This window comes from Bradyrhizobium sp. 187 (assembly GCF_023101005.1).
Taxonomy (GTDB): Bacteria; Pseudomonadota; Alphaproteobacteria; order Rhizobiales; family Xanthobacteraceae; genus Bradyrhizobium; species Bradyrhizobium canariense_D.
Genome location: NZ_CP064693.1, coordinates 5,498,323 through 5,520,786 on the forward strand (window position 1 = coordinate 5,498,323; position 22,464 = coordinate 5,520,786).

At 63.8% G+C, this 22,464-nt stretch carries 26 protein-coding genes; 14 read left to right on the forward strand and 12 right to left on the reverse strand.

Features of this window, described 5'->3' with window-relative positions; all coding sequences use genetic code 11:
• Positions 1–89: 89 nt before the first annotated feature.
• The 7 genes from IVB19_RS26610 to IVB19_RS26640 all read right to left on the reverse strand — a co-directional run bounded on the left by IVB19_RS26610 (position 90) and on the right by IVB19_RS26640 (position 7,914).
• Complete coding sequence (locus tag IVB19_RS26610) at positions 90–1,553, reverse strand: GH1 family beta-glucosidase (protein WP_085361044.1); 1,464 nt, start codon at positions 1,551–1,553, stop codon at positions 90–92.
• Positions 1,554–2,416: 863 nt separating this feature from the next.
• The gene (locus IVB19_RS26615; protein WP_247820097.1) at positions 2,417–2,824 is read right to left on the reverse strand and encodes a hypothetical protein; all 408 of its coding nucleotides are present in this window, start codon (positions 2,822–2,824) and stop codon (positions 2,417–2,419) included.
• A gap of 60 nt (positions 2,825–2,884) precedes the next feature.
• Entirely contained in the window at positions 2,885–3,052 is a 168-nt protein-coding gene (locus IVB19_RS26620; RefSeq protein ID WP_162847266.1) for a hypothetical protein, read from the reverse strand.
• Positions 3,053–3,221: 169 nt separating this feature from the next.
• Positions 3,222–3,455, reverse strand: a complete 234-nt coding sequence (locus IVB19_RS26625; RefSeq protein WP_018460276.1) for a hypothetical protein — start codon at positions 3,453–3,455, stop codon at positions 3,222–3,224.
• Positions 3,452–3,751: a hypothetical protein gene (locus IVB19_RS26630; protein ID WP_085384859.1), complete on the reverse strand. Its 300-nt coding sequence runs from the start codon at positions 3,749–3,751 to the stop codon at positions 3,452–3,454. Before IVB19_RS26630 ends, IVB19_RS26625 begins: the two co-directional genes overlap by 4 nt.
• A 131-nt stretch (positions 3,752–3,882) precedes the next feature.
• Positions 3,883–6,402: a TonB-dependent receptor gene (locus IVB19_RS26635; protein WP_018460278.1), complete on the reverse strand. Its 2,520-nt coding sequence runs from the start codon at positions 6,400–6,402 to the stop codon at positions 3,883–3,885.
• 153 nt (positions 6,403–6,555) lie between these two features.
• Entirely contained in the window at positions 6,556–7,914 is a 1,359-nt protein-coding gene (locus tag IVB19_RS26640) for a histidine kinase (RefSeq protein ID WP_026233990.1), read from the reverse strand.
• Positions 7,915–8,060: 146 nt separating this feature from the next.
• Between IVB19_RS26640 and IVB19_RS26645 the strand changes: the two genes are divergently transcribed.
• Complete coding sequence (locus IVB19_RS26645; protein ID WP_018460280.1) at positions 8,061–8,681, forward strand: response regulator; 621 nt, start codon at positions 8,061–8,063, stop codon at positions 8,679–8,681.
• Between the two features lie 70 nt (positions 8,682–8,751).
• Entirely contained in the window at positions 8,752–9,597 is an 846-nt protein-coding gene (fghA, locus tag IVB19_RS26650) for an S-formylglutathione hydrolase (RefSeq protein WP_018460281.1), read from the forward strand.
• A gap of 9 nt (positions 9,598–9,606) precedes the next feature.
• On the opposite strand, the gene IVB19_RS26655 is transcribed toward fghA, so the two are convergent.
• Positions 9,607–10,107, reverse strand: a complete 501-nt coding sequence (locus tag IVB19_RS26655; protein WP_018460282.1) for a DUF3280 domain-containing protein — start codon at positions 10,105–10,107, stop codon at positions 9,607–9,609.
• Positions 10,108–10,234: 127 nt separating this feature from the next.
• Between IVB19_RS26655 and pedA1 the strand changes: the two genes are divergently transcribed.
• The 6 genes from pedA1 (at position 10,235) to IVB19_RS26685 (ending at position 15,103) form a co-directional block, all read left to right on the forward strand.
• Positions 10,235–11,416 carry a lanthanide ABC transporter ABC transporter substrate-binding protein PedA1 gene (gene pedA1 / locus IVB19_RS26660; protein WP_018460283.1) on the forward strand — a complete coding sequence of 394 codons (1,182 nt, stop codon included), beginning with the start codon at positions 10,235–10,237 and terminating at the stop codon, positions 11,414–11,416.
• A gap of 10 nt (positions 11,417–11,426) precedes the next feature.
• Positions 11,427–12,407, forward strand: a complete 981-nt coding sequence (locus IVB19_RS26665) for a YVTN family beta-propeller repeat protein (protein WP_026233991.1) — start codon at positions 11,427–11,429, stop codon at positions 12,405–12,407.
• On the forward strand, positions 12,404–13,210 hold the full coding sequence (pedB, locus tag IVB19_RS26670; RefSeq protein WP_018460285.1) for a lanthanide ABC transporter ATP-binding protein PedB/LutE: 807 nt from the start codon (positions 12,404–12,406) through the stop codon (positions 13,208–13,210). Before IVB19_RS26665 ends, pedB begins: the two co-directional genes overlap by 4 nt.
• Positions 13,207–14,055, forward strand: a complete 849-nt coding sequence (gene pedC, locus IVB19_RS26675) for a lanthanide ABC transporter permease protein PedC (protein WP_018460286.1) — start codon at positions 13,207–13,209, stop codon at positions 14,053–14,055. The genes pedB and pedC overlap by 4 nt, the downstream gene beginning before the upstream one ends.
• Positions 14,052–14,666, forward strand: coding sequence for a hypothetical protein (locus IVB19_RS26680; protein ID WP_026233992.1), 615 nt, complete (start codon positions 14,052–14,054; stop codon positions 14,664–14,666). The genes pedC and IVB19_RS26680 overlap by 4 nt, the downstream gene beginning before the upstream one ends.
• Before the next feature lie 137 nt (positions 14,667–14,803).
• Positions 14,804–15,103 carry a copper-binding protein gene (locus IVB19_RS26685; RefSeq protein WP_007601401.1) on the forward strand — a complete coding sequence of 100 codons (300 nt, stop codon included), beginning with the start codon at positions 14,804–14,806 and terminating at the stop codon, positions 15,101–15,103.
• Between the two features lie 127 nt (positions 15,104–15,230).
• Here IVB19_RS26685 and IVB19_RS26690 read toward each other — a convergent pair whose 3' ends face one another.
• Both IVB19_RS26690 and IVB19_RS26695 read right to left on the reverse strand, forming a co-directional pair.
• The gene (locus tag IVB19_RS26690; RefSeq protein ID WP_018460288.1) at positions 15,231–15,788 is read right to left on the reverse strand and encodes a PQQ-dependent catabolism-associated CXXCW motif protein; all 558 of its coding nucleotides are present in this window, start codon (positions 15,786–15,788) and stop codon (positions 15,231–15,233) included.
• A gap of 10 nt (positions 15,789–15,798) precedes the next feature.
• Positions 15,799–16,680, reverse strand: a complete 882-nt coding sequence (locus IVB19_RS26695; RefSeq protein ID WP_247295105.1) for a substrate-binding domain-containing protein — start codon at positions 16,678–16,680, stop codon at positions 15,799–15,801.
• Between the two features lie 127 nt (positions 16,681–16,807).
• Between IVB19_RS26695 and IVB19_RS26700 the strand changes: the two genes are divergently transcribed.
• Complete coding sequence (locus IVB19_RS26700) at positions 16,808–17,731, forward strand: quinoprotein relay system zinc metallohydrolase 2 (RefSeq protein ID WP_026233993.1); 924 nt, start codon at positions 16,808–16,810, stop codon at positions 17,729–17,731.
• 50 nt (positions 17,732–17,781) lie between these two features.
• Entirely contained in the window at positions 17,782–18,600 is an 819-nt protein-coding gene (locus tag IVB19_RS26705; protein ID WP_026233994.1) for a quinoprotein dehydrogenase-associated SoxYZ-like carrier, read from the forward strand.
• A 120-nt stretch (positions 18,601–18,720) separates the two neighbouring features.
• Here IVB19_RS26705 and IVB19_RS26710 read toward each other — a convergent pair whose 3' ends face one another.
• Entirely contained in the window at positions 18,721–19,080 is a 360-nt protein-coding gene (locus IVB19_RS26710; protein WP_018460292.1) for a hypothetical protein, read from the reverse strand.
• 88 nt (positions 19,081–19,168) lie between these two features.
• Between IVB19_RS26710 and IVB19_RS26715 the strand changes: the two genes are divergently transcribed.
• Genes IVB19_RS26715 through IVB19_RS26730 form a run of 4 tightly spaced genes read left to right on the forward strand, consistent with a single transcriptional unit; the run spans position 19,169 to position 21,989 of the window.
• A complete protein-coding gene (locus IVB19_RS26715) occupies positions 19,169–20,149 on the forward strand; it encodes an ABC transporter substrate-binding protein (RefSeq protein ID WP_204513979.1) in 981 nt (326 codons plus the stop codon).
• 1 nt (position 20,150) lies between these two features.
• Positions 20,151–20,888: an ABC transporter permease gene (locus IVB19_RS26720; RefSeq protein ID WP_018460294.1), complete on the forward strand. Its 738-nt coding sequence runs from the start codon at positions 20,151–20,153 to the stop codon at positions 20,886–20,888.
• Positions 20,878–21,588: an ABC transporter ATP-binding protein gene (locus IVB19_RS26725; protein WP_018460295.1), complete on the forward strand. Its 711-nt coding sequence runs from the start codon at positions 20,878–20,880 to the stop codon at positions 21,586–21,588. The genes IVB19_RS26720 and IVB19_RS26725 overlap by 11 nt, the downstream gene beginning before the upstream one ends.
• Before the next feature lie 47 nt (positions 21,589–21,635).
• Positions 21,636–21,989 carry a hypothetical protein gene (locus IVB19_RS26730; RefSeq protein ID WP_018460296.1) on the forward strand — a complete coding sequence of 118 codons (354 nt, stop codon included), beginning with the start codon at positions 21,636–21,638 and terminating at the stop codon, positions 21,987–21,989.
• A 170-nt stretch (positions 21,990–22,159) separates the two neighbouring features.
• On the opposite strand, the gene IVB19_RS26735 is transcribed toward IVB19_RS26730, so the two are convergent.
• A complete protein-coding gene (locus IVB19_RS26735) occupies positions 22,160–22,369 on the reverse strand; it encodes a hypothetical protein (RefSeq protein WP_018460297.1) in 210 nt (69 codons plus the stop codon).
• Between the last annotated feature and the right edge of the window lie 95 nt (positions 22,370–22,464).

Genomic DNA, 22,464 nt, shown 5'->3' on the forward strand with positions numbered 1-22,464 from the left:
AATGCGCGCTGGCGGAACCGCCTCACCCCGCCCTCTCAACGCGAGCCAAGCTCGTCGCCCTTCCGCAAGAGCGGGGCGAGGGAGAGCAATCAAACCCCCGCTGCGTTCTTCGCGATCACGTTGCGATAGAAGCTGGCGCTGAGTTTCGGCGTACGCACCTGCGTATCGAAATTGACGTGGTAGAGCCCAAAGCGCTTGTTGAGCCCAAATACCCATTCGAAATTGTCCATCAGGCTCCAGAGGAAATAGCCGCGCACCGGCACGCCTTCGGCGGTGGCGCGCTGGAGCTGGGCCAGGTAGTTGCGCAAATACATGATGCGGTCGGTGTCGTAGATCTTGCCGTCGGGCGTCACGACGTCGTCGCCGGAGGTGCCGTTCTCGCTGATATAAATCGCGTCCGTTTTCCAGATCTTTGCCGCCAGCTTGGGCACCCAGTAGATCGTCTCGGGGCCGACGCGCAGCCAGTCCGAATTCATGTGCGGGAAGGATTTCGGGATCGGCAGCGGCATGAAGCCCGCGCCCTGGTCGGAGGCCACCACATAGTTCTGCGGCGCGTAGATGTTGAGGCCGAGGAAATCGACCGGCGAGGAGATGATCTTCAGCTCCGCATCCGTGTATTTCGGCGCGTCGCGCCCGGCGAAATTCAGGAAGGCGTCGGTGTACTGGCCCGTCATGATGACGTTGAGATAGCCGGCGTTCATTTCGCGCAGCGCGATCTCTGCGGCGCGGACGTTCTCCGGCGTGTCGATCGCGGGGGCACAGGCATCGATGTTCTCCGCCGGCCCCACCCTGGTGCCACGGCGGCCATGGGCGCGTACCGCCTGCACCGCAAGCCCGTGCGCGAGCGCGCTGTTGTGCCTGATCTGGTTGACCTCGGCTTGTGGCAGCGTCACGCCGGGCGCGTCGATGCCGATGCCGTAGCCGAAATAGACGAAGCGACCGCTCTCGTTCAGTGTGAATACGTTCTTGACGCGATCGGTCAGGTGCTCGGCGACATAGGCCGCGTAATCACCGAAGATCTTGCAGGTCTCCGTCGACCGCCAGCCGCCAAACCGGTCCTGGAGCGATTGCGGCAGGTCCCAATGATAGAGCGTCAGCCACGGCTCGATGCCGTTCTTGAGGAGTTCGTCGACCAGGCGGTTGTAGAAATCGAGTCCCTTCGGGTTGGGCTTGCCGTCGCCGTCCGGAAACAGCCGCGGCCAGGCCACCGAGAAGCGATAGGCCTTGCAGCCGAGCTCCCTGATGAGCGCGATGTCCTCCTTGTAGCGGTGATAGTGCTCGTTGGCGCGGTCGCCGGTCGAGCCATCCTCGATCTTGCCGGGGATGCGGACGAACTTGTCCCAGATCGAGGCCCCTCGCCCGTCCTCGTTGACCGCGCCCTCGACCTGATAGGACGAGGTCGCCGTGCCCCAGACGAAGCCCGCGGGGAAACCGTCCACGTTTCGCGGCGGCGATGCGGGCTTGGCGTCCGCGACCTCGAGAGGATTGGCGATTCCGGCTGCGGACAATCCCGCCAGCGTGGCGAACTGGCGACGCGAGACCTTGTCCGACATTGATCGTGCTCCGGGGTGATGCTCTTTCGGTGGCACCATGGCGAATCGCGGGTCGTTTGAGAAGCGGGCGAGCCGAGGGCCGAGGATGCAGGATTGCGGAATGCGACAAAGTTGTCCGAAAGGGGCTAGGGCGATCGTCGGCAGAGCTACCCCAAAGCCGAAATACCAGCCCCACCGTCATTCGAATTCCAGCCCAATCCGGCAAGGAAGTTGTCAGTTCCCTCGATACGAGGGCCCGTAGGCTCACAGAATGCCATATACCGCTCGGAAATTACGACCAAACTTCGCAAATATGGCGTATGCTGCAGCCATCGCCGCTCCGCTCTGGGCGATTGTCTGTCTGCACCGGTCAAGCAAGAGAACGACTGACTTATGACGCGGTTTGACCGCATCAGACTGTGGTAACCTCTTCCGCTTGACCAAGCGCCTGTCCTGCCAGGGATACAATGACTGACCCGCGTCAGAGCCACCGTGAATTCGAGGTAGATATATGTCGTATGCCTACAAGCTGAATGAAGACGTTCGCCACCAGCCCCAAGGCCCACAAGGACGTGCCGCAACTGAGCCACCGATGATTTACACCATCGTCCAGCATATGCCCATCGAGTCCGATGGACGTCTCCGATACCGCATCAAGTGCAAGTCGGAGAAAATCGAGCGAGTCGTCACGGAAGATCAGCTTTCGTATTCGCAGTGATCGCTTGATGACGGCGGGAATCCAGCGCGGATGAATTGGCTCGGTGTTGCCATGACCAACGACGGGACCGTTCTCGTTGCTTGGCGAGCCTGGATTGCGGAATGTCTGCCTGGGTCGGGAGCAGACATGAGGTCCTTCCGCCGCGGTGGCGCGCGGGCTTCCGCGATCAGCGCGAGCGCTTCGGCAACTTTGGCAGCTTGTCGGGATTGAACGGCGGCATCTGCCCGGTTCGTTCAGGTGCGGGCGCCTGCTGTTCCGTCAGAATCAGCGTACCCTGGAGGATCATTCCCGGCGCTTGCGCTGCCGTCGCCGTGTAGGTCGCCACCTTGCCCGGGCAGTTTCCCTCGATGTCCAGCGTGAGCTCATCGTCGACGCCGAACACGGTTGCGCGTCCGTCGGTATGGCGCTTCGTCGACACGGTGGCGGTGAAGCGATCGCCGTCGACCTTGCAAGAGCCGTGATAGGTCATCAGGCTGTCGCAGCCCCAGATCTGTCCGTCTGCGATATGGACGATCCCGGTCCCCTGATCGAGCGGCGTCTTGTACCAGGCGGCGTAGGTGCCGTACTTCAACATGGGAGCAGTCTCCCCTGGTATTTCCTCGCGCATATCGACACGATCAGCGCTAACAAAGCGTTAATCGCGCGGCCCGAGCCAATCCGGGCTATTCCTGCGCAGCTCGGCCTCCAGGTCTTCAATGATGCTGTGAAGCAGACAGGCGGCAAGTGGATCGGTCACTTCGCGCTCCAAATGCCGGTACCGCGCGATCTGGAATTCCTGCTCTCTCAACTGGTGCTCTGTCATCGGACGGGCCCTCCGACGAACCGACGCAGAGACAGCCGAACAGTTTCGTTACAATTTTAGGATCATTCGCTATGGTTTCCAATCGGTAAAAACAACGCGACGCCAAGCTTCGCCGGCGGGCGGGATCATCGGAGATGTCAAAAGGTCGATACGCTGACACGCACCGCTGTCACGGCACGTCGCCGCCGCTGCGACTTCCACCGATGCTGTGCGGCTTATTGAGGAAGAACTCCCGGTTACCGAGAGCCGCCTCCGCGTACTGATCAATCGCAACCTGGATGGCCTCGATGTGCATGCGGCACCAACCCTCGAGGCAGGACAGGCGCCGCGCATGATGAAGCGCCTTCAGAAATTCCGGCGGCTCCTGCATGTCGGAGAAGTAGGTCGGCCTCTCCCCCTTCATGCTCGTGCCATCTTTCGCGGCGGAACAAGGCTGCGCTTCTCAACCCCGACGCGCGATGGCATCGGCCGACGGCGGGGAACGAACAGGCTGGCGACGACGATCGGGTCGGTGTCTCCGAGCGCGGCCCGCTCCTGAACGAGCCCGCTCATTACCGTGCGCATCTTCATGACTTCGCCTGCGACGAAGCTGCAGTCCTCGTCCCTGTTGATCTGCTCATGCATGATCGCCTCGGCCTCACGCATGCTGACGCGTAACGCCCTGATGATCCTGCGGATTTCGTTGATGCGGTTGTCCATGGCTCGCTCCCTTGGCTGGACGAGCAGCATAAGAACAAAACATGAACAATGAGTCAATCGGCTTGAGGTAGAGCAGAGCCGGCGTGACACGCCATGCCGGGCGGCGCCAACCCGGGCTTACCGAGCCAAGATCAGAACGTCACCCGCATCCCCGCATAGAACGCACGCGGCCTTGCCGGACTGAGCGAGCGCGGGTCGGTGAACTCGGCACCGCCATTGGTGAAGTTGGGCACGGCTTCGCGGTCGAAGAACTGTCCGTAGGTCGCGTAGCGCCTGTCGAAGATATTGTCGATCTTGCCGTAGAGCTGGACGTTCTTGGTCACCTGGTAGGACGTGTGCAAGTTGAACACGGTGTAGGACGGCAGCTTCGTATATTGGTTGGACTCGTCGCCGACCAGATATTGGCTGGAGACGAACAGCGCGTTGCCGCCAACCTTCCACACGTCGGTGACGGCATAGTCGATGCCGACCTTGACGCGATGGCGCGGGATCGCGGGGAGCTGGTTGCCGGGTAGCACCTGAATGGTCTCGGTGACAGTATCCCTGAACGGGCTTTCGGAACCGAGCGCGAAAGCGTCGAGATAGCGTGCGTCGACGAAAGCGTAGCTCGCCTGAAACTGAAGCGTGGGCGACTTGATGTTGACCTCAGCTTCGAGCCCCTGACGCCTGGTACGGCCGACGTTGGAGAAATAGCCGAAGCCGGTGCGGCCGACTGCGGGAACGGCGACGATGTCGTCGTAATTGGTGGCGCGGAAGCCGCCGATTTTCCAGCCGAGCGTGCCGATGTTCAGCTCCCTGCTGCCGCGCAGGCCCGCTTCCACGGTCTTGGACACGACCTGCTTCAATGGCGGATCGGAGACGAGAAACGCGGCAATCAGACAGGGACGGGCTGGATCCGAGCAGCCGAGCTCGAGCGGCGTCGGAACGCGGTTGGCCTCGGAATAGCCGGCGTAGGCCGTCAGCTCCGGCGTGATCTTGTAGGTGCCGCCGATTACCGGATTGAAGCGGGTGAAGGTGTGATCGCCGTTGAGATCGGTCCCGAGCTGATCCTCCAGCGTGATGCGCGCGACGTTGAACCGGCCGCCGCCGGTGACGGCGAAGGCGTCCGTGATATTGAACGTGTCCATTGCGTAGAGGCCGTTATATTGATTGACGGTCCGCAGCGAGACAGGGCCGGCAACGGTATCAGGTACGCCAGTCGGCCCCAGGAAGAGGCCGCCGCCGCTGACGACGTAGCTTTCTCCGATCGTGCCGATTTCGGCGGTGGCGTTATAGCGCGTGACACTGGCGTCATAGGTCGCGCCCATCACGAAGCGGTTGTCGTGGCCGAACAGCTGGTCGGTGTTGGTGGCCTGCCCCGACACGCCGAAGGTGGTCGAACGTATCGAGCTCCGGTCGATCTCGCCGAGGATGGTCCCGGACGCGAAAGGATTGGCAAGCGGCAGGCCGTTCACGCCGTTTGCCGGTGTGGCGCCGTCGCCGAAGCAAAGAAGCCCAGCGAGCCCCGGGTCAGTGCATTCCTGCGCGTCGGTCGGATTGCCGTCGACGAGCTTCTGCTCGTACCTGCGCACATGCGCGGTGCCTTCGAGTGTCCAGGTCGGCGTCGCATCGACCTTGCCCGTCAGGTTGAGATAGCCGACGCGGTTGGAAGTGGTCTGCGGGGTCGTGTAGGTCGCGCCCCAATATTTGTCGAGCAGCTCGGCGGGAACGGTGGCGTTGGCGCCGAAATCGTTCTTGGCGACGCCCATGTTGGCGTGGAATTCGCTGTCGCCCGCCTTGTAACCGACGTCGCCGTAGAAGCGCCGCACGTCCGATTGGGAGAAATTGCGGAAGCCGTTGTCGTGCAGGCCTTCGAGCGCGGCATAGACGCCGTAGTTCTTGTCGACCGTCTTGCCCCATTGCGCCGAGCCCTGAATGCGGCCGAACGAGCCGCCCATGAGATCAAGCTCCGCGCCCTGATAGGTAAAACCGTCCTTCATTTGCAAATTGATCGCGCCGCCCAGCGCGTTGAGGCCGAAGGCGGGATTGTTGGTCACGAGCGTCACCGACCGGATCGCCGCGGTCGGGATCAGGTCCCAGTTGACGGCGTCGGAGAAGGCCTCGTTGATGCGAACCCCGTTCTGATACACAGCGAGGCCTTGCGGCGTGCCCGTCACCGGCGAGGCAACGAAGCCGCGGAATTCGACATCCGGCTGAAATGGATTGCCGGTAACCTCGCTGATGTTGACGCCGGCGATGTTGTCGCGAAGCGCGTCGGTGATGTTCAGCGAGCCGGTGCGCTTGATCTGGCTGGCGTCGACGGCGTTGATCGCCGAGGGGACCTTGTCGACGTCAAGACCTCTGCCGGTACCCGGCGCGGTCGGATAGACGTAGAGGCGCGTCTTGGGGCTGGCGGATGACGGCGCTCCGATGTGCGCGACCGGACGCGATGACGCGGTGCGCCGCGCCGTTGACCGCGGCGGCGCCGTCACCTCGACCGGCGGCAGGTTCTGGACGTTGGTTTCCTCGTCCTGCGCGGCCCCCGCGGGGATCGCGAAGACGGAGAGCAGCCCGGTCGAAACCAAGGCGATCAACAAACGACGATTGAACCCAAGAGGCTTGAACCCAATAGGCTTGAACCGAAAACGCTTGAACCAAACACGATCGCCCATCCCAGCCTTCCCATCCGTGACCACCGACTGTTTTGATCTTCCCCCGGTTGGTCGAGACGAGTGTAATCGGCAGGAATGCGTGCGCCAGCCACAAAAGGTCGGGCCGTATCGCACCAAATTTCCCGACCAAATCGGGAATTTTTCCCGACGCGATCAGGCCGCTGCCGTCGGGACCAGGGCCTCTACGGTCAGACCACCGTCACCCGAGACGACGTTGAGCGTGCCGCCCAGCGCGAGAATCCGCTCGCGCATGCCGACGAGCCCGAAGCCGAGCTTTTGGCCGGGCTCCATGCCGCGGCCATTGTCGCTGACCCGCACCCGGGCACAGCTGCGGCCGTCGCTTGCCGCCTCCGCCACCGGCTCGATGACGACGTTAACCGAGGTCGCGCCGGCGTGGCGGAACACGTTGGTGAGCGCCTCCTGCACGATGCGGTAGATGGTGAGGTCGGCGGTCTCCCCGGTGACGCCAAGCGCCGGCGAGATCACGGTCTCGATGGTGACATCGGGATGCGACTCCCGCCACAGCCGCGACAGCGATTCCAGCGCCTGGCGCAGGCCGAACTCGGCCAGGCCGACTGGCCGGAGGCGCTCCAGCACGCGGCGATTGAACTGCTGAAGCGCGTTGATCTGCTCCAGCATGGCACTGCCGTGTTTTCGCACGGCCTCCGCATTCGGGGCGCGTCCGTCCGCCTGCTTCGCCAGCGCGCTGGCATGCGCGCGTAGCGAGAACAAGTATGGCCCGAACTCGTCATGGAGCTCGCGCGCGATCTCCTTGCGCTCGACGTCCTGGAGCGACACCGTTCGCTCGGCGAGGCGCCGCTTGTCCTCGATGGCGTCACTGAGCGTTGCCGCAAGATGGTTGAGCTTGGTGCAGATCGCGGCGAGTTCCGGCGCGCCGCCCGGCGCGACGCGCGCCTGATAACGCCCGTCTTCGAGCTCGGCCATCACGTCCGCAAGGGATTGGAGCGGCGCCAATGCCCGGCCGATCACATTCATCATCACCAGGAACAGCGCCAGCGCGATCACCGAGCCGACCTCGAGCTGGGTCACGATGGCGTCCCAGATCTCGGCGATCTCGTCATCGGGATGGGAGGTGATCAGCAGCGAACCCGGCTTGCCATGGATCGAGACGGGCACGCTCACCGCGGTCTGCTCGGGATGAACCAGGCTGACGAACCAGGCCGGCGGCGCGCGGGTGTCGTCATCGGCGTCGGTCCGGGGCTGCGTCAGCGGACGGCCGGCTTCGTCCCGAAGCGCGATGCTGACATGGCGCAGGCGGCTGAGGTCGCGTGCGATCTGGTTCAGCCTGGCATCCGGATCGGGCGCCTCGTTGAGATCCGCAACGATCATCTCGATGAATTCGCGCGCGAGCCGGATCACGCTCTGGTCCTCGGCCTGCACGCGCGGCCCGGCTTCCGCGACCTGGCGGCCGATATTGACGGCGAGTCCCAGCGCCAGCAGCAGCGCCAGCAGCAGGTTGATGCGCCCGCGCAAGGATAGATTTTGCCACATTGGTATCGCCCGTGCCCCCGCGAAGGATTGGCCTGCCCCTTGTCCGATAACGTTGACAGAGGCGAAGCGCCCGATATCTAATCGAAAGCGTACAGCAATCCCGGCCGGGCGCGAAACAGGCCAAGACGCTGTCGCGAGGAACGCCTATGCGCATTTTGATCGTCGACGATCATCCCATCGTCGCCTCCGGCTGCCGTGCCGTGCTGGCGGACGAGGGCGAGATCGAGATTTTGGAGGCCGCCGACGCCGAAGACGGCGAGTGCGTCTTCATCGTCGAGCGCCCCGACCTCTCGATCATCGACATCAACCTGCCGACCGTGTCCGGCTTCGAGCTCGCGCGCCGCATCCTCGAGCGCGCGCCCGAGGCCCGGATCATCATGTTCAGCATGAACGACGACCCTGCTTTTGCCGCGCGGGCGATCGAGTGCGGCGCCAAGGGCTATGTCTCCAAGACCGGTGACCCCGACGATCTCGTCGAGGCGATTCGCACCGTCGGCGGCGGCGGCACCTATCTGCCGAGCGCGATCGCGCGCAGCATCGCCTTTGCGGGACCCGCGCTGGCGCAAAGCCCGCTGTCGAAGCTGAACGCGCGCGAGATGGAGATTTTGCGGCTGCTCAGCGCCGGAAAGAGCCTATCCGAGATCGCCTGGCTGGTGCAGTCGTCCTACAAGACTGTCGCCAACACCTCGTCCATCATGCGCCAGAAGCTCGGGGTGAAAACCTCTGTCGAGCTGGTGCGGCTGGCGATCGACAGCGGCGTGGCCTGACGGCCGCCGCGAATTCGGTCACACAAGCGTTGCAATCCTGATGTGGTTTGATGCCACGGAGCATAACGGCATGACGATCCAGACTGTCTCGACCAATACATCCTATGGCGGCGTGCAGGGCGTGTATCGCCATGCCAGCCAGGCGACCGGAACCGACATGACGTTCTCGGTCTATGTTCCCCCGCACGCACAGGGCGCCAAGCTGCCTGTGGTCTGGTATCTCTCCGGCCTCACCTGCACGCACGCCAACGTCACCGAGAAGGGCGAATTCCGCAAAGCCTGCGCCGAGCTCGGCTTGATCTTCGTCGCGCCCGACACCAGCCCGCGAGGCCCCGACGTGCCCGGCGATGCCAATAATGCCTATGATTTCGGTCTTGGCGCCGGCTTCTATGTCGACGCGACGGAAGCGCCGTTTTCAAGCAATTATCGCATGTGGAGCTACGTCACCGACGAACTGCCGAAACTCGTGGCGGAAAATTTTCCGGTCGATGCGAAGCGCCAATCGGTGATGGGCCATTCGATGGGCGGCCATGGCGCGCTGACGGTCGCGCTGCGCAACCCGCACCGTTTTCGCGCGGCCAGCGCCTTTGCGCCGATCGTCGCGCCGTCGCTCGTGCCCTGGGGCATCAAGGCGTTGACCGGCTATCTCGGGCCGAACAAGGACATTTGGCGCAGCCACGACACGGTGGCGCTGATCGAGGACGGCGCGAAGTTTTCAGGCTTCCTCGTCGACGTCGGCGAGGCCGATAACTTTTTGAAAGAGCAGCTTCGTCCTGAATTGCTGCAGGCGGCCTGTGCCAAGGCCAACATTCCGCTGACGCTGCGGCGGCAGGCGGGCTACGACCACAGCTATTACTTCATCTCGACCTTCATGGGCGATCACCTGCACTGGCATGCGGAGCGATTGAAGGGGTAAATATCTCCCTCACGGCTTGCCGTAGTTCGGCGCCAGCAAGCGGTTGCGGATCAGATAGCTCATCGTGCGCGTCCAGGATTCATCGGTGTTGCCGCGCATATCGGCGCTGGCGGCCGTGATCATGTTGCCGGTCTTCACGTCGCGCAGGTAGATGTTCAGATTGATGATCAGGTTCGAGACCTTCTGCACCATGCCAGTGATTTCCAAATCGGCACCCAGCTGCCCGGCAAGCTTGAGGTCGCAGCCGCCGCAGGCCTGCAGATTGGCGTGACGGGCCGCATCCCGGACCGGCGCAATATCGATCAGCTGGAACCTGCCTGACTCAACCAGTGCCTTGCGCAACTGCTCGCTGATGAGGTCGAGCCGCGCTTCCTCGGGCTTGGAGCCGTAGAACTCGCCAGGCAGGCTGGTGTCGATCAGTTCGAAATCGAACACCGCGAGTTTCGGCGGATCGGCGAATGCGGCCGAGCCCGTCAACAGCAAAGCGGCGAAACATATCAGCGCTCGCATGATCGTGATTCCCGGCGTGGCGGCGTGAGGACGAAATGCGGGGTTGCATGCCCTGACAAATCGGTCATGCTTTAGCAGAGACAATTCTCCATCGGCGGTCAAGCCGGGGAGAACATCTGGAGGAAACATGATCCGATGGTTGGTCGGCCTGATCTGCCTGGGTTTTGCTGCGACGAGTGCGCTCGCAGCCGACCCTGTCATGATCGGCGTCGGCTATCTCGGAATCGCCGGCACCAGATCAACGCTGTCGCTGGTCGAGCAGCCCGCGGAGAATGACGGCGTCGCCGGCGCACGCCTGGCCATCGAGGACAACAACACTACCGGCAAATTCCTCAACCAGCGATTTGCGCTGGAGGAGCGTCGTATCAAGGAGGGCGAAGATGCCGTGCAGGCCGCGACAGAGCTCGCCGCACGCAACGGCTTCATCATCGCCGACCTGCCGGCCGACACGCTGCTGAAGGTCGCCGACGCCCTGCGCGAGCGCGGCACGTTGCTGTTCAACGCCGGCGCGATCGACGAGCGGCTGCGCGAGGCCGATTGCCGTGCCAACGTCATCCACACCGCGCCGACGCGCGCAATGCTGGCCGATGCGCTCGGTCAGTATCTGGTGTGGAAGCAATGGAAGCGCTGGCTGCTCGTGGTTGGCTCGCATGACGAGGACAGACTGTTCGCCGATGCGCTCCGGCGCACCGCGACGCGGTTCGGCGCCAAGATCGTGCAGGAGCGCAGCTTCGAAGACAAAGGCGGCGCGCGCCGCACGGACTCCGGCGTGACGCTGATCCAGCGGCAGATGCCGGTGTTCACGCAACAAGCTCCGGCCTATGATGTACTGGTCGCCGCTGACGAGAGCGAGGTGTTCGGCGCCTACCTGCCCTATCGCACCTGGGATCCACGGCCTGTCGCGGGCTCGGCCGGCCTCGTGCCGCGGAGCTGGGACGCTGCGCAGGACCAGTGGGGCGCGATCCAGATGCAGAACCGCTTCGTCAAGCTCAACGCGCGGCGGATGACTGCGCTCGACATGCAGGCGTGGACCGCCGTGCGCATGATCGGAGAGGCCACGTCGCGCACCAATTCCGGCGAGGTCAAGAAGGTCACCGATTTCATCAAGGGCCCGGAGTTCTCGGTCGCCGCCTTCAAGGGCACGAAGCTGACCTTGCGCGACTGGAACCTGCAGCTGCGCCAGCCGATCCTGCTGGTCGATGGCCGCATGGTGGTGTCGGTGTCGCCGCAAGAAGGTTTCCTGCACCAGGTCTCCGAGCTCGACACGCTCGGCTATGACCGCCCGGAGAGCAAATGCAAGCTGAAGTGAGGACATTAAAGTGAGGACTTGGACGTTCCGCGCGTGGCGTGTTGGGTTGCTGTCCGGATTGGCGCTGGCGGCAGCGCCGGCGCATGCGTTCATCGCCTATGTCTCGAACGAGAAGAGCAACACGGTGTCGGTGATCGATACCGAAAGCTGGACGGTGACCAAGACCATCAAGGTCGGCCAGCGCCCGCGTGGCATCGACTTCACGCGCGACGGAAAGTTCGTGATGGTCGCGGTCGGCGACGACGACACGATCCAGATGATCGACGCGAAGACGCAAACCGTGGTGGACAGCCTGCCCTCCGGTCCCGACCCTGAATTGTTCGCCCAGGATGCCGCCGGCAAGGTCCTCTATGTCGCCAACGAGAACGACAACACAGTGACCGTGATCGACCTCGAGAAGCGCGCTCGCCTTGGCGACATCCAGGTCGGCGTCGAGCCCGAGGGCATGACCATCAGCCCGGACGGCAAGACGCTGATCAACACGTCCGAGACCACCAACATGGCGCATTTCATCGACACGTCGTCGCGCCAGATCGTCGCCAACGTGCTGGTCGACGCGCGACCGCGCTTTGCCGAATTCAAGCACGACGCTTCCGAATTGTGGGTGTCCTCGGAGATCGGCGGCACCGTCTCGATCATCGACCCCGGAAAGCACGAGGTGACCGGCAAGATCAATTTCGAGATTCCGGGGTTGAGGAAAGAGGCGATCCAGCCCGTTGGCATCGGCATGACCCGGGACGACAAGACCGCCTTCATCGCGCTCGGTCCCGCCAATCGCGTCGCCGTGGTCGATACCGCCTCGCGCAAGGTGACGAAATATCTGCTGGTGGGACAGCGGGTCTGGCACATGGCATTCACCCCGGACGAAAAATTTCTGCTCACCACCAATGGCGTCTCGAACGACGTCTCCGTCATCGACGTCGCCGCGCAAAAGGTGATCAAGACCATTCAAGTGGGCGAACTGCCCTGGGGTATCACGATCGCGCCATGACCAGCCCTGTTCCCATCGCCGAACAACGCGAAACACCAAGGCCCGATCCGGCGACCGTGCCCGCGCTATCGATCGACGACGTCAGCCACGCCTATGGACCGCGCCGCGCGCTGATGGACGTGTCCTTCAACGTGCAGCCCGCGAGCTTCACGGCCCTGCTTGGCCTCAACGGGGCGGGCAAGAGCACGCTGTTCTCGCTGATCACGCGCCTGTTCGGCATCCAGTCCGGCCGCGTCGGCATTTTCGGCCATGACATCAGCAAGAGTCCCGGCGAGGCGCTGCGGTTGCTCGGCGTCGTGTTCCAGCCGCGCACGCTCGATCTCGATCTGTCGCTGACGCAGAACCTGCTCTATCACGCCGCACTCCACGGCATCAGCCGCCGCGAAGCCGGCGCTCGAGCCGCCGAGCTGCTCGGTCGCATCGGGCTTACCGAGCGCGCCGGCAGCAAGGTGCGCGATCTCTCGGGCGGGCAGATGCGGCGGCTGGAGATCGCCCGGGCGCTGCTGCACCGGCCGCGCCTGCTCTTGCTGGACGAGCCGACCGTCGGCCTCGACGTCAAGGCGCGCGCCGACATCATCAGCCATGTGCGCCAGCTCGTGAGCGAGCAAGGCATCGGCGTACTCTGGGCCACGCATCTGTTCGACGAAATCATGGCCGGTGACGATCTCGTGGTGCTGCATCAGGGCAAGGTGCTGGCGCAGGGACCGATGAGCCGCGTCGTCGCGGAAGCCGGCGCGCAGGACGTCAACACCGCCTTCATGCGCCTGACCGGCGCGCAGACCCTGCCGGGCGGCGGCGCATGAGCAGCATCACCACGCGCGAGGCGCAGCGCGGCTTCTCGGCCGCCGAATACATGACCTGCCTCACGGGCATTGTCTGGCGCGAGGGACTGCGCTTCCTGCACCAGCGCGAGCGGTTCGTCTCGGCGCTGGTGCGGCCGCTGGTCTGGCTGTTCATCTTCGCCGCCGGTTTCCGCCAGGTGCTCGGCATCTCCATCATCCCGCCCTACGAGACCTACATCCTCTACGAGGTCTTCATCGCGCCGGGGCTGATGGCCATGATCCAGCTCTTCAACGGCATGCAGTCCTCGCTCTCGATGGTCTATGACCGTGAGATGGGGAACATGCGCACGCTGCTGGTGAGCCCACTGCCGCGCGGCTACCTGTTGTTCTGCAAGCTGCTCGCGGGCACCGCGGTGTCGCTGCTCCAGGTCTACGCGTTCCTGCTGATAGCCTGGTTCTGGGACATCACCCCTCCCCTATCGGGCTATCTCACCGTGCTGCCGGCCCTGATCCTGTCCGGACTGATGCTGGGCTCGCTGGGCATGCTGATCTCCTCCGGCATCAAGCAGCTGGAGAACTTTGCCGGCGTGATGAATTTTGTCATTTTCCCGATGTTCTTCGCTTCATCGGCACTCTACCCGCTCTGGCGGGTGCAGGAGGGCAGCCCATATCTCTACTATGTTTGCGAGGCCAATCCGTTCACCCATGCGGTCGAGCTGATCCGCTTCGCGCTGTACGGACAGATCAACTGGATCTCGCTGGCGGTGGTCGCGACCTGCACAATCGTCTTCATGATCGGCGCGATTCTGGCCTATGATCCCTCGCGCGGGCTGGCGCGACGGGGGCCTGCGGGAGGCGAAGGATGACGGTTCGGGTTCTGGCCATGGCCGCTCTGATGCTCGCAGCCGCGAGCACGGCGGCACGCGCGGCCGATCCGCGCTATCCGGATTGGCCCTGCACGCAGGCCAAAGTGCCGGAAATTTCGCTCGCCGCCGTATGGGCCGGTCCTCCGCTCGACGACGTGCAGAACAAATGGAAGGACGACGCCAAGGTCAGCGCGCTGGTCGCCAAACTGTCGGCACGCAAGACGCCGCTGGACGAGGGCGAGAAGTTGGTGAAGGAGTTTTTGGCGGGCTCCGCGGCCGACAAGACCACGAACGCAAAACTGCTGTTCGCAGGCCTGTTCGACACGCTCAACGCTCAGCGCTCGCAGGTCATGAGCGGGCTGGAACGCGTCAGCCGCAAGCAGCGCGAAGCCGCCGACAAGATCCGCGAGGAGAGCGTCCAGCTTCAGGCGCTCCAAGGCGCCACGCCGCGCGACGAGGCTAAGGTCGATGCGCTCAGCAACGAGCTGATCTGGAAGACTCGCATTTTCGAGGACCGCCACAAGGTGGTGCGATTCGTCTGCGAGGTTCCCACCACCATCGACCAGCGGCTGTTTGCGCTTGGACGCGTGATCCAGCAGGAAATGGAATAGAGTCAGCCTCATTGACCGCTTGCGGCCGGTTCCCGCGCCTCCATGGCGATCATTAACCTGCCGCCGTGCTATATGCCGGAACCAAATCGGTCTAGGATGTCTTGTCGACGGGTAATCCAAGGCATCGGGAGGCCTCGATGGGAACCACGAAATTCATCCTCGCAGGCGCTGCAGCCATCAGCATGCTCGCAAGCAGCGCATTCGCTGACGATCTGACCGGAATGGTCACCCGGATAGATCGGCTCAACAGCACGATTTCGATCCAGCAGACGCAGAAGGGCACAGTCGGCGGCAGCGCAGGCGGCGCCGGCGCGCTCCAGGAGTATAAGGCCAAGGATGCCGCGATGCTCGACGCCGTCCACGCCGGCGACAGGGTGAGCTACTCTGCGACCGACAATAACGGGACGGGCACGCTGACGAAGTTGCAGAAGCAGTAAGCTTTTCCTCGCCTCTTCCCACGTGCGACAGGGCGTCATGGCCGGGCTTGTCCCGGCCATCCACGCACAGCCACGAGGCACCAAGAACGTGGATGCCCGGGCAAGCCCAGGCATGACGATCTCTTGCCTATTGCTCCGGCCGCGGCTCGGGCTGCGCCTCCTCAGTAGGAAGCTTTGCACGCTCCCAGCCGTCGGTGCCATCGGGATACCAGGCGATGTTGGAGTAGCCATACGCGAGCGCGCGCTTGGCGGCGTTCCAGGACATCCAGCAATCGGCCAGGCAATAGATCACGAGCAGCGCGTTCTTATCGCCGTGTGATGCACGCGCCAGGCCGCGCTGGAAATAGTCGTCCATGGCGGGCGGCAGCGTGCCGTAGCCGGTATCCGGCAGCCAGATGCTGCCCGGAATATTTTTGCGCGGCGCCTCGCGCCAAACGGTACCCGCGGGAAGGTTTTTCGGCTTCGGCGCGCGCGGCAGCACGTCGATGAAGGCGCCGCTCTTCGCGCGCCAAATCGCCTCGGCTTCTGACGTCGACAGCACGCGCGCGCCGCCGAGCGTCGGCGGCACGGGCGCGCGGTAGTTGTCGGTGCGATAGCCTTCGGGCTCGAACGGCTCCTGCTGCTGCGCAACGACCGGCGCCACCAGCACGGCGCCGACCAGCGCAGCCGCAAGGTGCCGCCTCATGGCGTCTGCCTCATGGTGCCTTCTTGGTCGTCTCCGCGCCAAGCGGCCGATCGTTCTCGTCCAGCAGCGGCACGCCGAAATCGAGCAGGATCTTGTTGATCTCGCCCTGGTTCTCCTGGATCAGCTTGTTGAGCTGCCGCTTCCAGTTCTGGTCGGCGCCACGCACGCCCATGCCGATGCGATAGACCAGTTTTGGCCCGGTGGTTTCCTTCACCAGCGGCGTGACATGAAGCGACCCCGCCTTCTTCGCGTAGAACCCTGCCATCGGTCCCCACAGCACGCCGGCGTCGATCTTGCCCGCCGTGAGATCATCGATCATTGCCTGCGCCGAATTGTCGTAGCGCGTGTCGATCATGAGCGGATAGGGCTTTGCATCACCCATCAGTCCCGCAATGGCCATGTTGGTCGCAGGCGGCGTGCCGGCGACGATGCCGACATGCTTGCCCTTGAGCCTGGCATCCTCCAGCGTGTCGACCTCCTCCAGCCCGCTACCTGCTTTCGCGACCAAGGCATAGCTCGTGCGGTAGTAGGGATTGGTGCCTTGCACGAGGTCATCGCCTTGGGGGAAGCCCATGATGACGTCGCAGCGATGCGAGCCGAGCGTCATGCGCACGAAGCCGGTGGCTTGCGGAAAAAAGACATAGTCGAGCTTCTTCTGGAGCTTGTCCGCAAACAGCTCGGCAAGCTTGTTCTCGAACCCCTCGCCCTTCTCATTCGAGAACGGCAGATTGCGCGGGTCGGAACAGACGCGTAGCACCTTGGGGTCGACCAGTTCGAACGAGAGGTCACCCGTCTCGTTGGTCTGCGCTATGGCGACGTCGCCGAACGCGCAAGACGCAACCAGGATACTCAGTGAAAGCAACCAGCGACGATGTCGTCCGGCCTCCGTCATCGCGCTTCCTCCTAGGCTTGTTTGAATGCTAGCCATGCAACGCATGACGCGCCATGTTTTGCCAGACTTTGTGCTGGCTTTCTTTGTTGCAGTGCAATGCGCGCAACCTTTGAACTGAGGCTGAAAAGTGTCTCGCATCGCTCTCGTGATCGCAGCCTTGTCCCTGGTAACAGCGACGCTAGCATGCGCCGCAGCGGCCGAATTGCCTGTGAGCGAAGTCGCGCCGGGAATCTTCGTACACTCCGGGACCATCGCCCTGATGACCCGCGAGAACGAGGGCGACATCGCCAATGTCGGCTTCATCGTGGGCGAAGATGCGGTGGCCGTGATTGATACCGGCGGTAGCGTTCGCGAGGGCGAGGCGCTGCTGGCGGCGGTGCGGGCCCGCACCAGCAAGCCGATCCGCTACGTCATCAATACCCACGGCCATCCCGACCATGTTTTCGGCAATGCGGCTTTCGTCGCCGGGGACACCATTTTCGTCGGTCACAGCCGATTGCCGCGGGCGCTCGCTGCCCGTGGGCCGTACTATCTCGACAATTTTAGGCGCATCATGGGCGACGAATTGATATCTCCCGTGAAAATCGTGCCGCCCACAATGCTCGTCACGGACACCCTGATGCTCGATCTCGGTGCGCGCCGCCTCAACCTGCGGGCTTGGCCGGCCGGGCACAGCGACAATGACCTGACCGTGTTCGATGAGATGACGAAGACGCTGTTCACTGGCGACCTCATCTTCCTCCGCCATATTCCGGTGATGGACGGCAGCATTCGCGGCTGGCTTCGCATCCTCGCGGAACTCGAGAGCATTCCGGCGCAGCGCGTCGTTCCCGGTCACGGACCTGTGAGTGAATGGCCTGCCGCGCTGACCGATGAACGGCGCTATCTGACGGCACTGCTGGCGGACATCCGGGCGTCGAACAAGAAGGGCGAGCCGATCCGAACCGCTGCAGACAGGGCCGCCGCCTCGGAACGGCCGCACTGGGAGCTGTTCGACGACTACAACGCCCGCAACGCAACCGCAGCATTTTCGGAAATTGAATGGGAGTAGCGGACGCGCTACGATGCGTGAAACGTTGCTTCGTCCGCGGGACCATGACCATGACGGGATGCACGCGCCGACTGCCTCTGATCGCCCTGCTCCTCGGCATTGCATTCGCCGTGCCGGCGCAGGCGGAAGAGGCTTACGATCCCTGGCCGGGCCTGGTGCAGGACATCTTCAGCAGCCGTCCGATGAATGACGGCGGCAATGTCATTGGAATCGAGATGCCGTATCGTGCCGAAGACGCGGCCATCGTGCCGGTGACCCTGCGCAGCAAGCTCTCGCCCGGCGATGCCCGCCGCATCCGTTCGATCACGCTGGTGATCGATCGTAATCCCGCGCCGATGGCGGCGAAGTTCGAGCTCGGACCGGATGCCAACGTCACTGAAATCTCGACCCGCGTGCGCGTCAACAATTACACCGACGTTCATGCGGTGGCCGAGCTCAGCGATGGCCAGCTCTATGTCTCGAAAGTCTACGTGAAGGCCTCCGGCGGCTGCTCGGCACCAGCAGGGAAGAATGCCGAGGAGGCCCAGAACCGGCTCGGCCAGATGCGCTACCGCCAATTCGCGCGCGAGGAGGCCCCGGCGAGCCGCATGCGGGAAGCGCAGATCATGATCGGCCATCCCAACAATTCCGGCCTGCAGATGGACCAGGTCACACAGCTCTACATTCCCGCCTTCTTCATCAACCAGCTCAAGCTGACGCAGGACGACAGCCCCGTGCTGTCGATGGAAGGCGGCATCTCGATCTCGGAAGATCCAAATCTGCGCTTCACCTATGTATCCAACGGCGCCAGGCGTTTTCGCGCGGAAGCCAAGGACACGGACGGACACGTGTTCCGGAACGAGTGGGACGTGGAGAAGCCGGGGACGTGAGGCTCCCGGTCGTCATGGCCGGGCTTGTCCCGGCCATCCACGATCTTAGGTGCCGCCAAGACGTGGATGCCCGGGGACAAGCCCGGGCATGACGAATACGGTGGTCGTACAACCAAGCGGTCAGAAACACCTCACCTCGGCTTCCGCCTGGGCACGCCTCAAATCATTCACGGCCGAGTTCGCCTGCTCCGAGGTGCGGAACTGGACGCCGAGATTGCCGCGGACCTGGGACATGCTGAGCGCGGTTTCTGCGGTAACGTAGCGCTCATAGGACACGATCGAGGCCACCACGTCGATCGAGCAGGAACATTGTTCGATCGCCTGCCGGCTCTCGCCATTCGCCTTCATGCAGCCATAGACATACTCGGCACGCGCCGACGTCGGATAATCATTGGCCTGTTCAGCCTGCGCGGCGAGCGCGGTCGCAGCCCACACCGCCAATGCGGCGACAATCGGTCGTAGCTGTCCGGCCAGATTCATGAGCGTCCTCCCGCTGGTTGCGACGGAAGCTATGCTATGCGTATTGTCCTGAAAAGCACTTCTGTCAGAGGAAACGGCTCACAACGTGATGAGAACATTTGGTGGATCATTGGCGCTCGCGGTGGCGCTGGCGCTGACGCTAACCGGGCCCGGCCGCGCCGCGGATACGATTCGCCTTGCGGTGCAGAAGACCGGAACATTCTCCTGGGAGCTGGCCGCGATCCGCGCCAACGGCCTCGACAAGGAGGCCGACCTGTCGCTCGACGTCGCCGAGCTTGCGAGCCCCGAGGCCGGCAAGATCGCGCTGCGCGCCGGCAATGCCGACATCATCCTCTCCGACTGGCTGTGGGTGTCTCGCGAGCGCACGCTTGGCGCCAAGCTCACCTTCTATCCCTATTCCAGCGCGCTCGGCGCGGTGATGGTGCCGGCCTCCTCGCCGATCAAGTCGCTCGCCGACTTGAAGGGCCGCAAGCTCGCCGTCGGCGGCGGTCCCATCGACAAGAGCTGGCTGCTGCTCCAGGCGCGCATGAAGCAGGACGGCATCGACCTGAAATCGGAGGCGACCATCGTCTATGGTGCTCCGCCTCTGCTCGCCGCCAAGGCGCTCGACGGCGAGATGGATGCGAGCCTCAATTTCTGGAATTTCTGCGCACAGCTGGAGGCCAAGGGTTTTAGACGCCTTGCCGGTATCGAGGACATATTGCCGAAACTCGGCGCCAAGGGCGCGGTCTCCGCGGTCGGCTATGTCTTCGACGAAACCTGGGCGGCAAGTCATCGCGATGCGGTGGCGCGCTTCATCGCGATGACCCGCAAGGCCAAGCAGCTGCTGGTGACCTCCGATGCCGCCTGGGACAAGATCGCACCGCTCACCGGCACGAGCGATGCCACCCTGCTCAAGACTTATCGCGAGCGCTATCGCGACGGCATTCCGCGCCGGAGCATCGATGACGAAGAAAGGGACGCGCGCGTGCTCTACCGCGTGCTGGCCGAGACCGGCGGCCGCGACCTCGTCGGCCCGGCTGCCGAGCTCGATCCCGGCACGTTCTTTCACGCAGTTGCCGGGGAGTGAGGTGCTGCGTCTTCTGTCGTTTGCCCTGTTGCTCGCGATCTGGTGGATCGCCGCCCTCTTCGTCGGCGCCGCGAAGCTGCCCTCCCCGCCCGCCGTGCTCGACGTCGTCGTCGCGGAAGCATCGAGCGGCGCGCTGTTCCTGCATCTCGGCGCAACGCTTGCCCGCGTAAGCCTCGCCTTCGTGCTGGCGATGTCGCTCGGCAGCGCCATCGGCTATCTGATGGGACGGGTGAAGCTCGCCGACCGGCTCGGCGATCCCTGGCTAATCCTGCTCCTGAACCTGCCCGCGCTGGTCGTGATCGTGCTGGCCTATATCTGGGCCGGGCTCACCGAAGCCGCAGCGATCGCGGCGATCGCCATCAACAAGTTGCCGACCGCCATCGTCACCCTGCGCGAGGGCGCGCGCGCGCTCGACCGCTCGCTCGACGAGATGGCGAGCGTGTTCGCGATGCCGCGCTGGCGCGCTTTCCGCCACGTCGTGCTGCCGCAACTGGCGCCCTATATCGCAGCCTCAGCCCGCTCCGGATTGTCGCTGGTGTGGAAGATCGTGCTGGTCGCCGAACTCCTGGGGCGACCCAACGGCGTCGGCTTCGAGATCGGCGTCGCCTTCCAGCTGTTCGACACGCCGCGGCTGCTGGCCTATTCGCTAACCTTCGCCGCCGTCGTGCTCGTGATCGAGACCGCGCTGGTGCAACCGTTCGAAGCCCGCGCAACACGATGGCGACCCCGTGCGGCTTGAGGTCGATATCACAGGCAAGAGGTTCAAGAGTGCCGCGGGCGGGACGCAGGAGGTGCTCGCGCCGGTCAGCTTCGCGCTTCAATCCGGCGAGGTCGGCGTGCTGATCGGACCGTCCGGCTGCGGCAAGAGCACGATGCTGCGCATTATCCTCGGCCTCGACCGCGATTTCGAGGGACGCGTCTCGCGCCCGCCGGAAGCGCGGATCGGTATGGTTTTCCAGGAGCCGCGGCTGCTGCCATGGCGCTCGGTCGAGCAGAATGTGCGGCTTGCGGCACCCGATGTCACCGACGCCAAGCTCGCCGAGCTGTTCAGGATCCTGGAGCTGGACGCGCATCGCAGTCATTTTCCAGGCGAGCTGTCGCTTGGCCTCGCCCGGCGCGTCGCGCTCGCTCGCGCCTTTGCCGTCGAGCCTGACCTGCTCGTGCTCGACGAGCCCCTCGCCTCGCTCGACGACGCACTCGCCGGCCGTTTGCGCGACGAGATCGCGACGCTGGTGGCGCGCCGTCCGGTGATGACGTTGCTCGTCACCCACAGTCTGGATGACGCGATCCGGCTCGGCGACCGCCTGTTCTTGCTGTCGCCGCGACCGGCGCGCATCGTGCGCGAGGTGCCGATTGCCATCCCGCGCGCGGAGCGCAGCGAGGCCGAACTCGGCAAGATCAGGGCCGAGCTCGCGGCGTTGCAGCTTGAATCGCAATGAGAACTCATGGTCAATTGGACCAACGACATCTTCGCGGGAGGGTCATCATGCGGCGTACGCTGATTGCGATCGGCATCCTGTTGGTTGCGATGCCGGGCGCGGCGCTCGCCCAGGCCAAGGGCAAGGGTATCCGGCTCTGGAATCTGACGACGGAGGCGATCTCCGGCTTCCAGCTCTCCCCGGCCGGGAAGACCGAGTGGGGGCCGAACCAGTGCCTGAACGACAAAGACAAGGAGGTCGACCACGACGAGCGGCTGCGCATCACCGGCGTCGAGCCCGGCCGCTACGACGCCAGGGTCAGCTATCCCAATGCGCGGCAATGCATCGTGCGCGACATCGAGATCAAGGCGGATGCGGTGTTCTCGATCGCCGACAAGGATCTGAAGGACTGCAGCAAGTAACGGGGGCTGCGTTACGAGCGTTATCCCCTCATGGTGAGGAGCGCGGAACGCGCGTCACGAACCATGCAGGCCCGTCTGTCGCCCTGCGGCCATCCTTCGAGACGCTTGCTTCGCAAGCTCCTCAGGATGAGGACCTAAGCCAGTCGCGACCGGCAACGCAGCTCAGGGCTTTACGCCTTGTCGTTCGGATGCGGATATTCGCAGCGCCACCGCACCGCCTGCCACTTCGGATGGTCACCAATCCATTGCGCGATATAGGGCGGCGCAGCCATCGCGCATTGCGTCGGCGACCCCGCATAGTTGAACACCAGATGTTGCTCCTCGCAGGTCGCTGGCGAGAGCAACGCACACACAGTCACCACCAGGTCGATCGGATTCATGCCGGGATCCTCGCAGAGGCGATGAAGTTAGCACAAAAGATTACGTTCCGATGAGCGGGAAGTTTCAATCCGGCCGCCCGAAATAAAGCGGGAAT

What these genes read in the sequence shown, in the direction of transcription:
- IVB19_RS26685 (WP_007601401.1), top strand. Translation starts at nt 14,804, where the DNA reads ATGGGAACCACGAAATTCATCCTCGCAGGCGCTGCAGCCATCAGCATG.
- IVB19_RS26620 (WP_162847266.1), bottom strand. Translation starts at nt 3,052, where the DNA reads ATGACAGAGCACCAGTTGAGAGAGCAGGAATTCCAGATCGCGCGGTAC.
- IVB19_RS26610 (WP_085361044.1), bottom strand. Translation starts at nt 1,553, where the DNA reads ATGTCGGACAAGGTCTCGCGTCGCCAGTTCGCCACGCTGGCGGGATTG.
- IVB19_RS26710 (WP_018460292.1), bottom strand. Translation starts at nt 19,080, where the DNA reads ATGAATCTGGCCGGACAGCTACGACCGATTGTCGCCGCATTGGCGGTG.
- IVB19_RS26730 (WP_018460296.1), top strand. Translation starts at nt 21,636, where the DNA reads ATGCGGCGTACGCTGATTGCGATCGGCATCCTGTTGGTTGCGATGCCG.
- IVB19_RS26690 (WP_018460288.1), bottom strand. Translation starts at nt 15,788, where the DNA reads ATGAGGCGGCACCTTGCGGCTGCGCTGGTCGGCGCCGTGCTGGTGGCG.
- IVB19_RS26625 (WP_018460276.1), bottom strand. Translation starts at nt 3,455, where the DNA reads ATGAAGGGGGAGAGGCCGACCTACTTCTCCGACATGCAGGAGCCGCCG.
- IVB19_RS26630 (WP_085384859.1), bottom strand. Translation starts at nt 3,751, where the DNA reads ATGGACAACCGCATCAACGAAATCCGCAGGATCATCAGGGCGTTACGC.
- IVB19_RS26640 (WP_026233990.1), bottom strand. Translation starts at nt 7,914, where the DNA reads ATGTGGCAAAATCTATCCTTGCGCGGGCGCATCAACCTGCTGCTGGCG.
- IVB19_RS26680 (WP_026233992.1), top strand. Translation starts at nt 14,052, where the DNA reads ATGACGGTTCGGGTTCTGGCCATGGCCGCTCTGATGCTCGCAGCCGCG.
- IVB19_RS26695 (WP_247295105.1), bottom strand. Translation starts at nt 16,680, where the DNA reads ATGACGGAGGCCGGACGACATCGTCGCTGGTTGCTTTCACTGAGTATC.
- pedA1 (WP_018460283.1), top strand. Translation starts at nt 10,235, where the DNA reads ATGATCCGATGGTTGGTCGGCCTGATCTGCCTGGGTTTTGCTGCGACG.
- IVB19_RS26655 (WP_018460282.1), bottom strand. Translation starts at nt 10,107, where the DNA reads ATGCGAGCGCTGATATGTTTCGCCGCTTTGCTGTTGACGGGCTCGGCC.
- pedC (WP_018460286.1), top strand. Translation starts at nt 13,207, where the DNA reads ATGAGCAGCATCACCACGCGCGAGGCGCAGCGCGGCTTCTCGGCCGCC.
- IVB19_RS26635 (WP_018460278.1), bottom strand. Translation starts at nt 6,402, where the DNA reads ATGGGCGATCGTGTTTGGTTCAAGCGTTTTCGGTTCAAGCCTATTGGG.
- IVB19_RS26715 (WP_204513979.1), top strand. Translation starts at nt 19,169, where the DNA reads ATGAGAACATTTGGTGGATCATTGGCGCTCGCGGTGGCGCTGGCGCTG.
- IVB19_RS26645 (WP_018460280.1), top strand. Translation starts at nt 8,061, where the DNA reads ATGCGCATTTTGATCGTCGACGATCATCCCATCGTCGCCTCCGGCTGC.
- pedB (WP_018460285.1), top strand. Translation starts at nt 12,404, where the DNA reads ATGACCAGCCCTGTTCCCATCGCCGAACAACGCGAAACACCAAGGCCC.
- IVB19_RS26615 (WP_247820097.1), bottom strand. Translation starts at nt 2,824, where the DNA reads ATGTTGAAGTACGGCACCTACGCCGCCTGGTACAAGACGCCGCTCGAT.
- IVB19_RS26735 (WP_018460297.1), bottom strand. Translation starts at nt 22,369, where the DNA reads ATGAATCCGATCGACCTGGTGGTGACTGTGTGTGCGTTGCTCTCGCCA.
- IVB19_RS26705 (WP_026233994.1), top strand. Translation starts at nt 17,782, where the DNA reads ATGACGGGATGCACGCGCCGACTGCCTCTGATCGCCCTGCTCCTCGGC.
- fghA (WP_018460281.1), top strand. Translation starts at nt 8,752, where the DNA reads ATGACGATCCAGACTGTCTCGACCAATACATCCTATGGCGGCGTGCAG.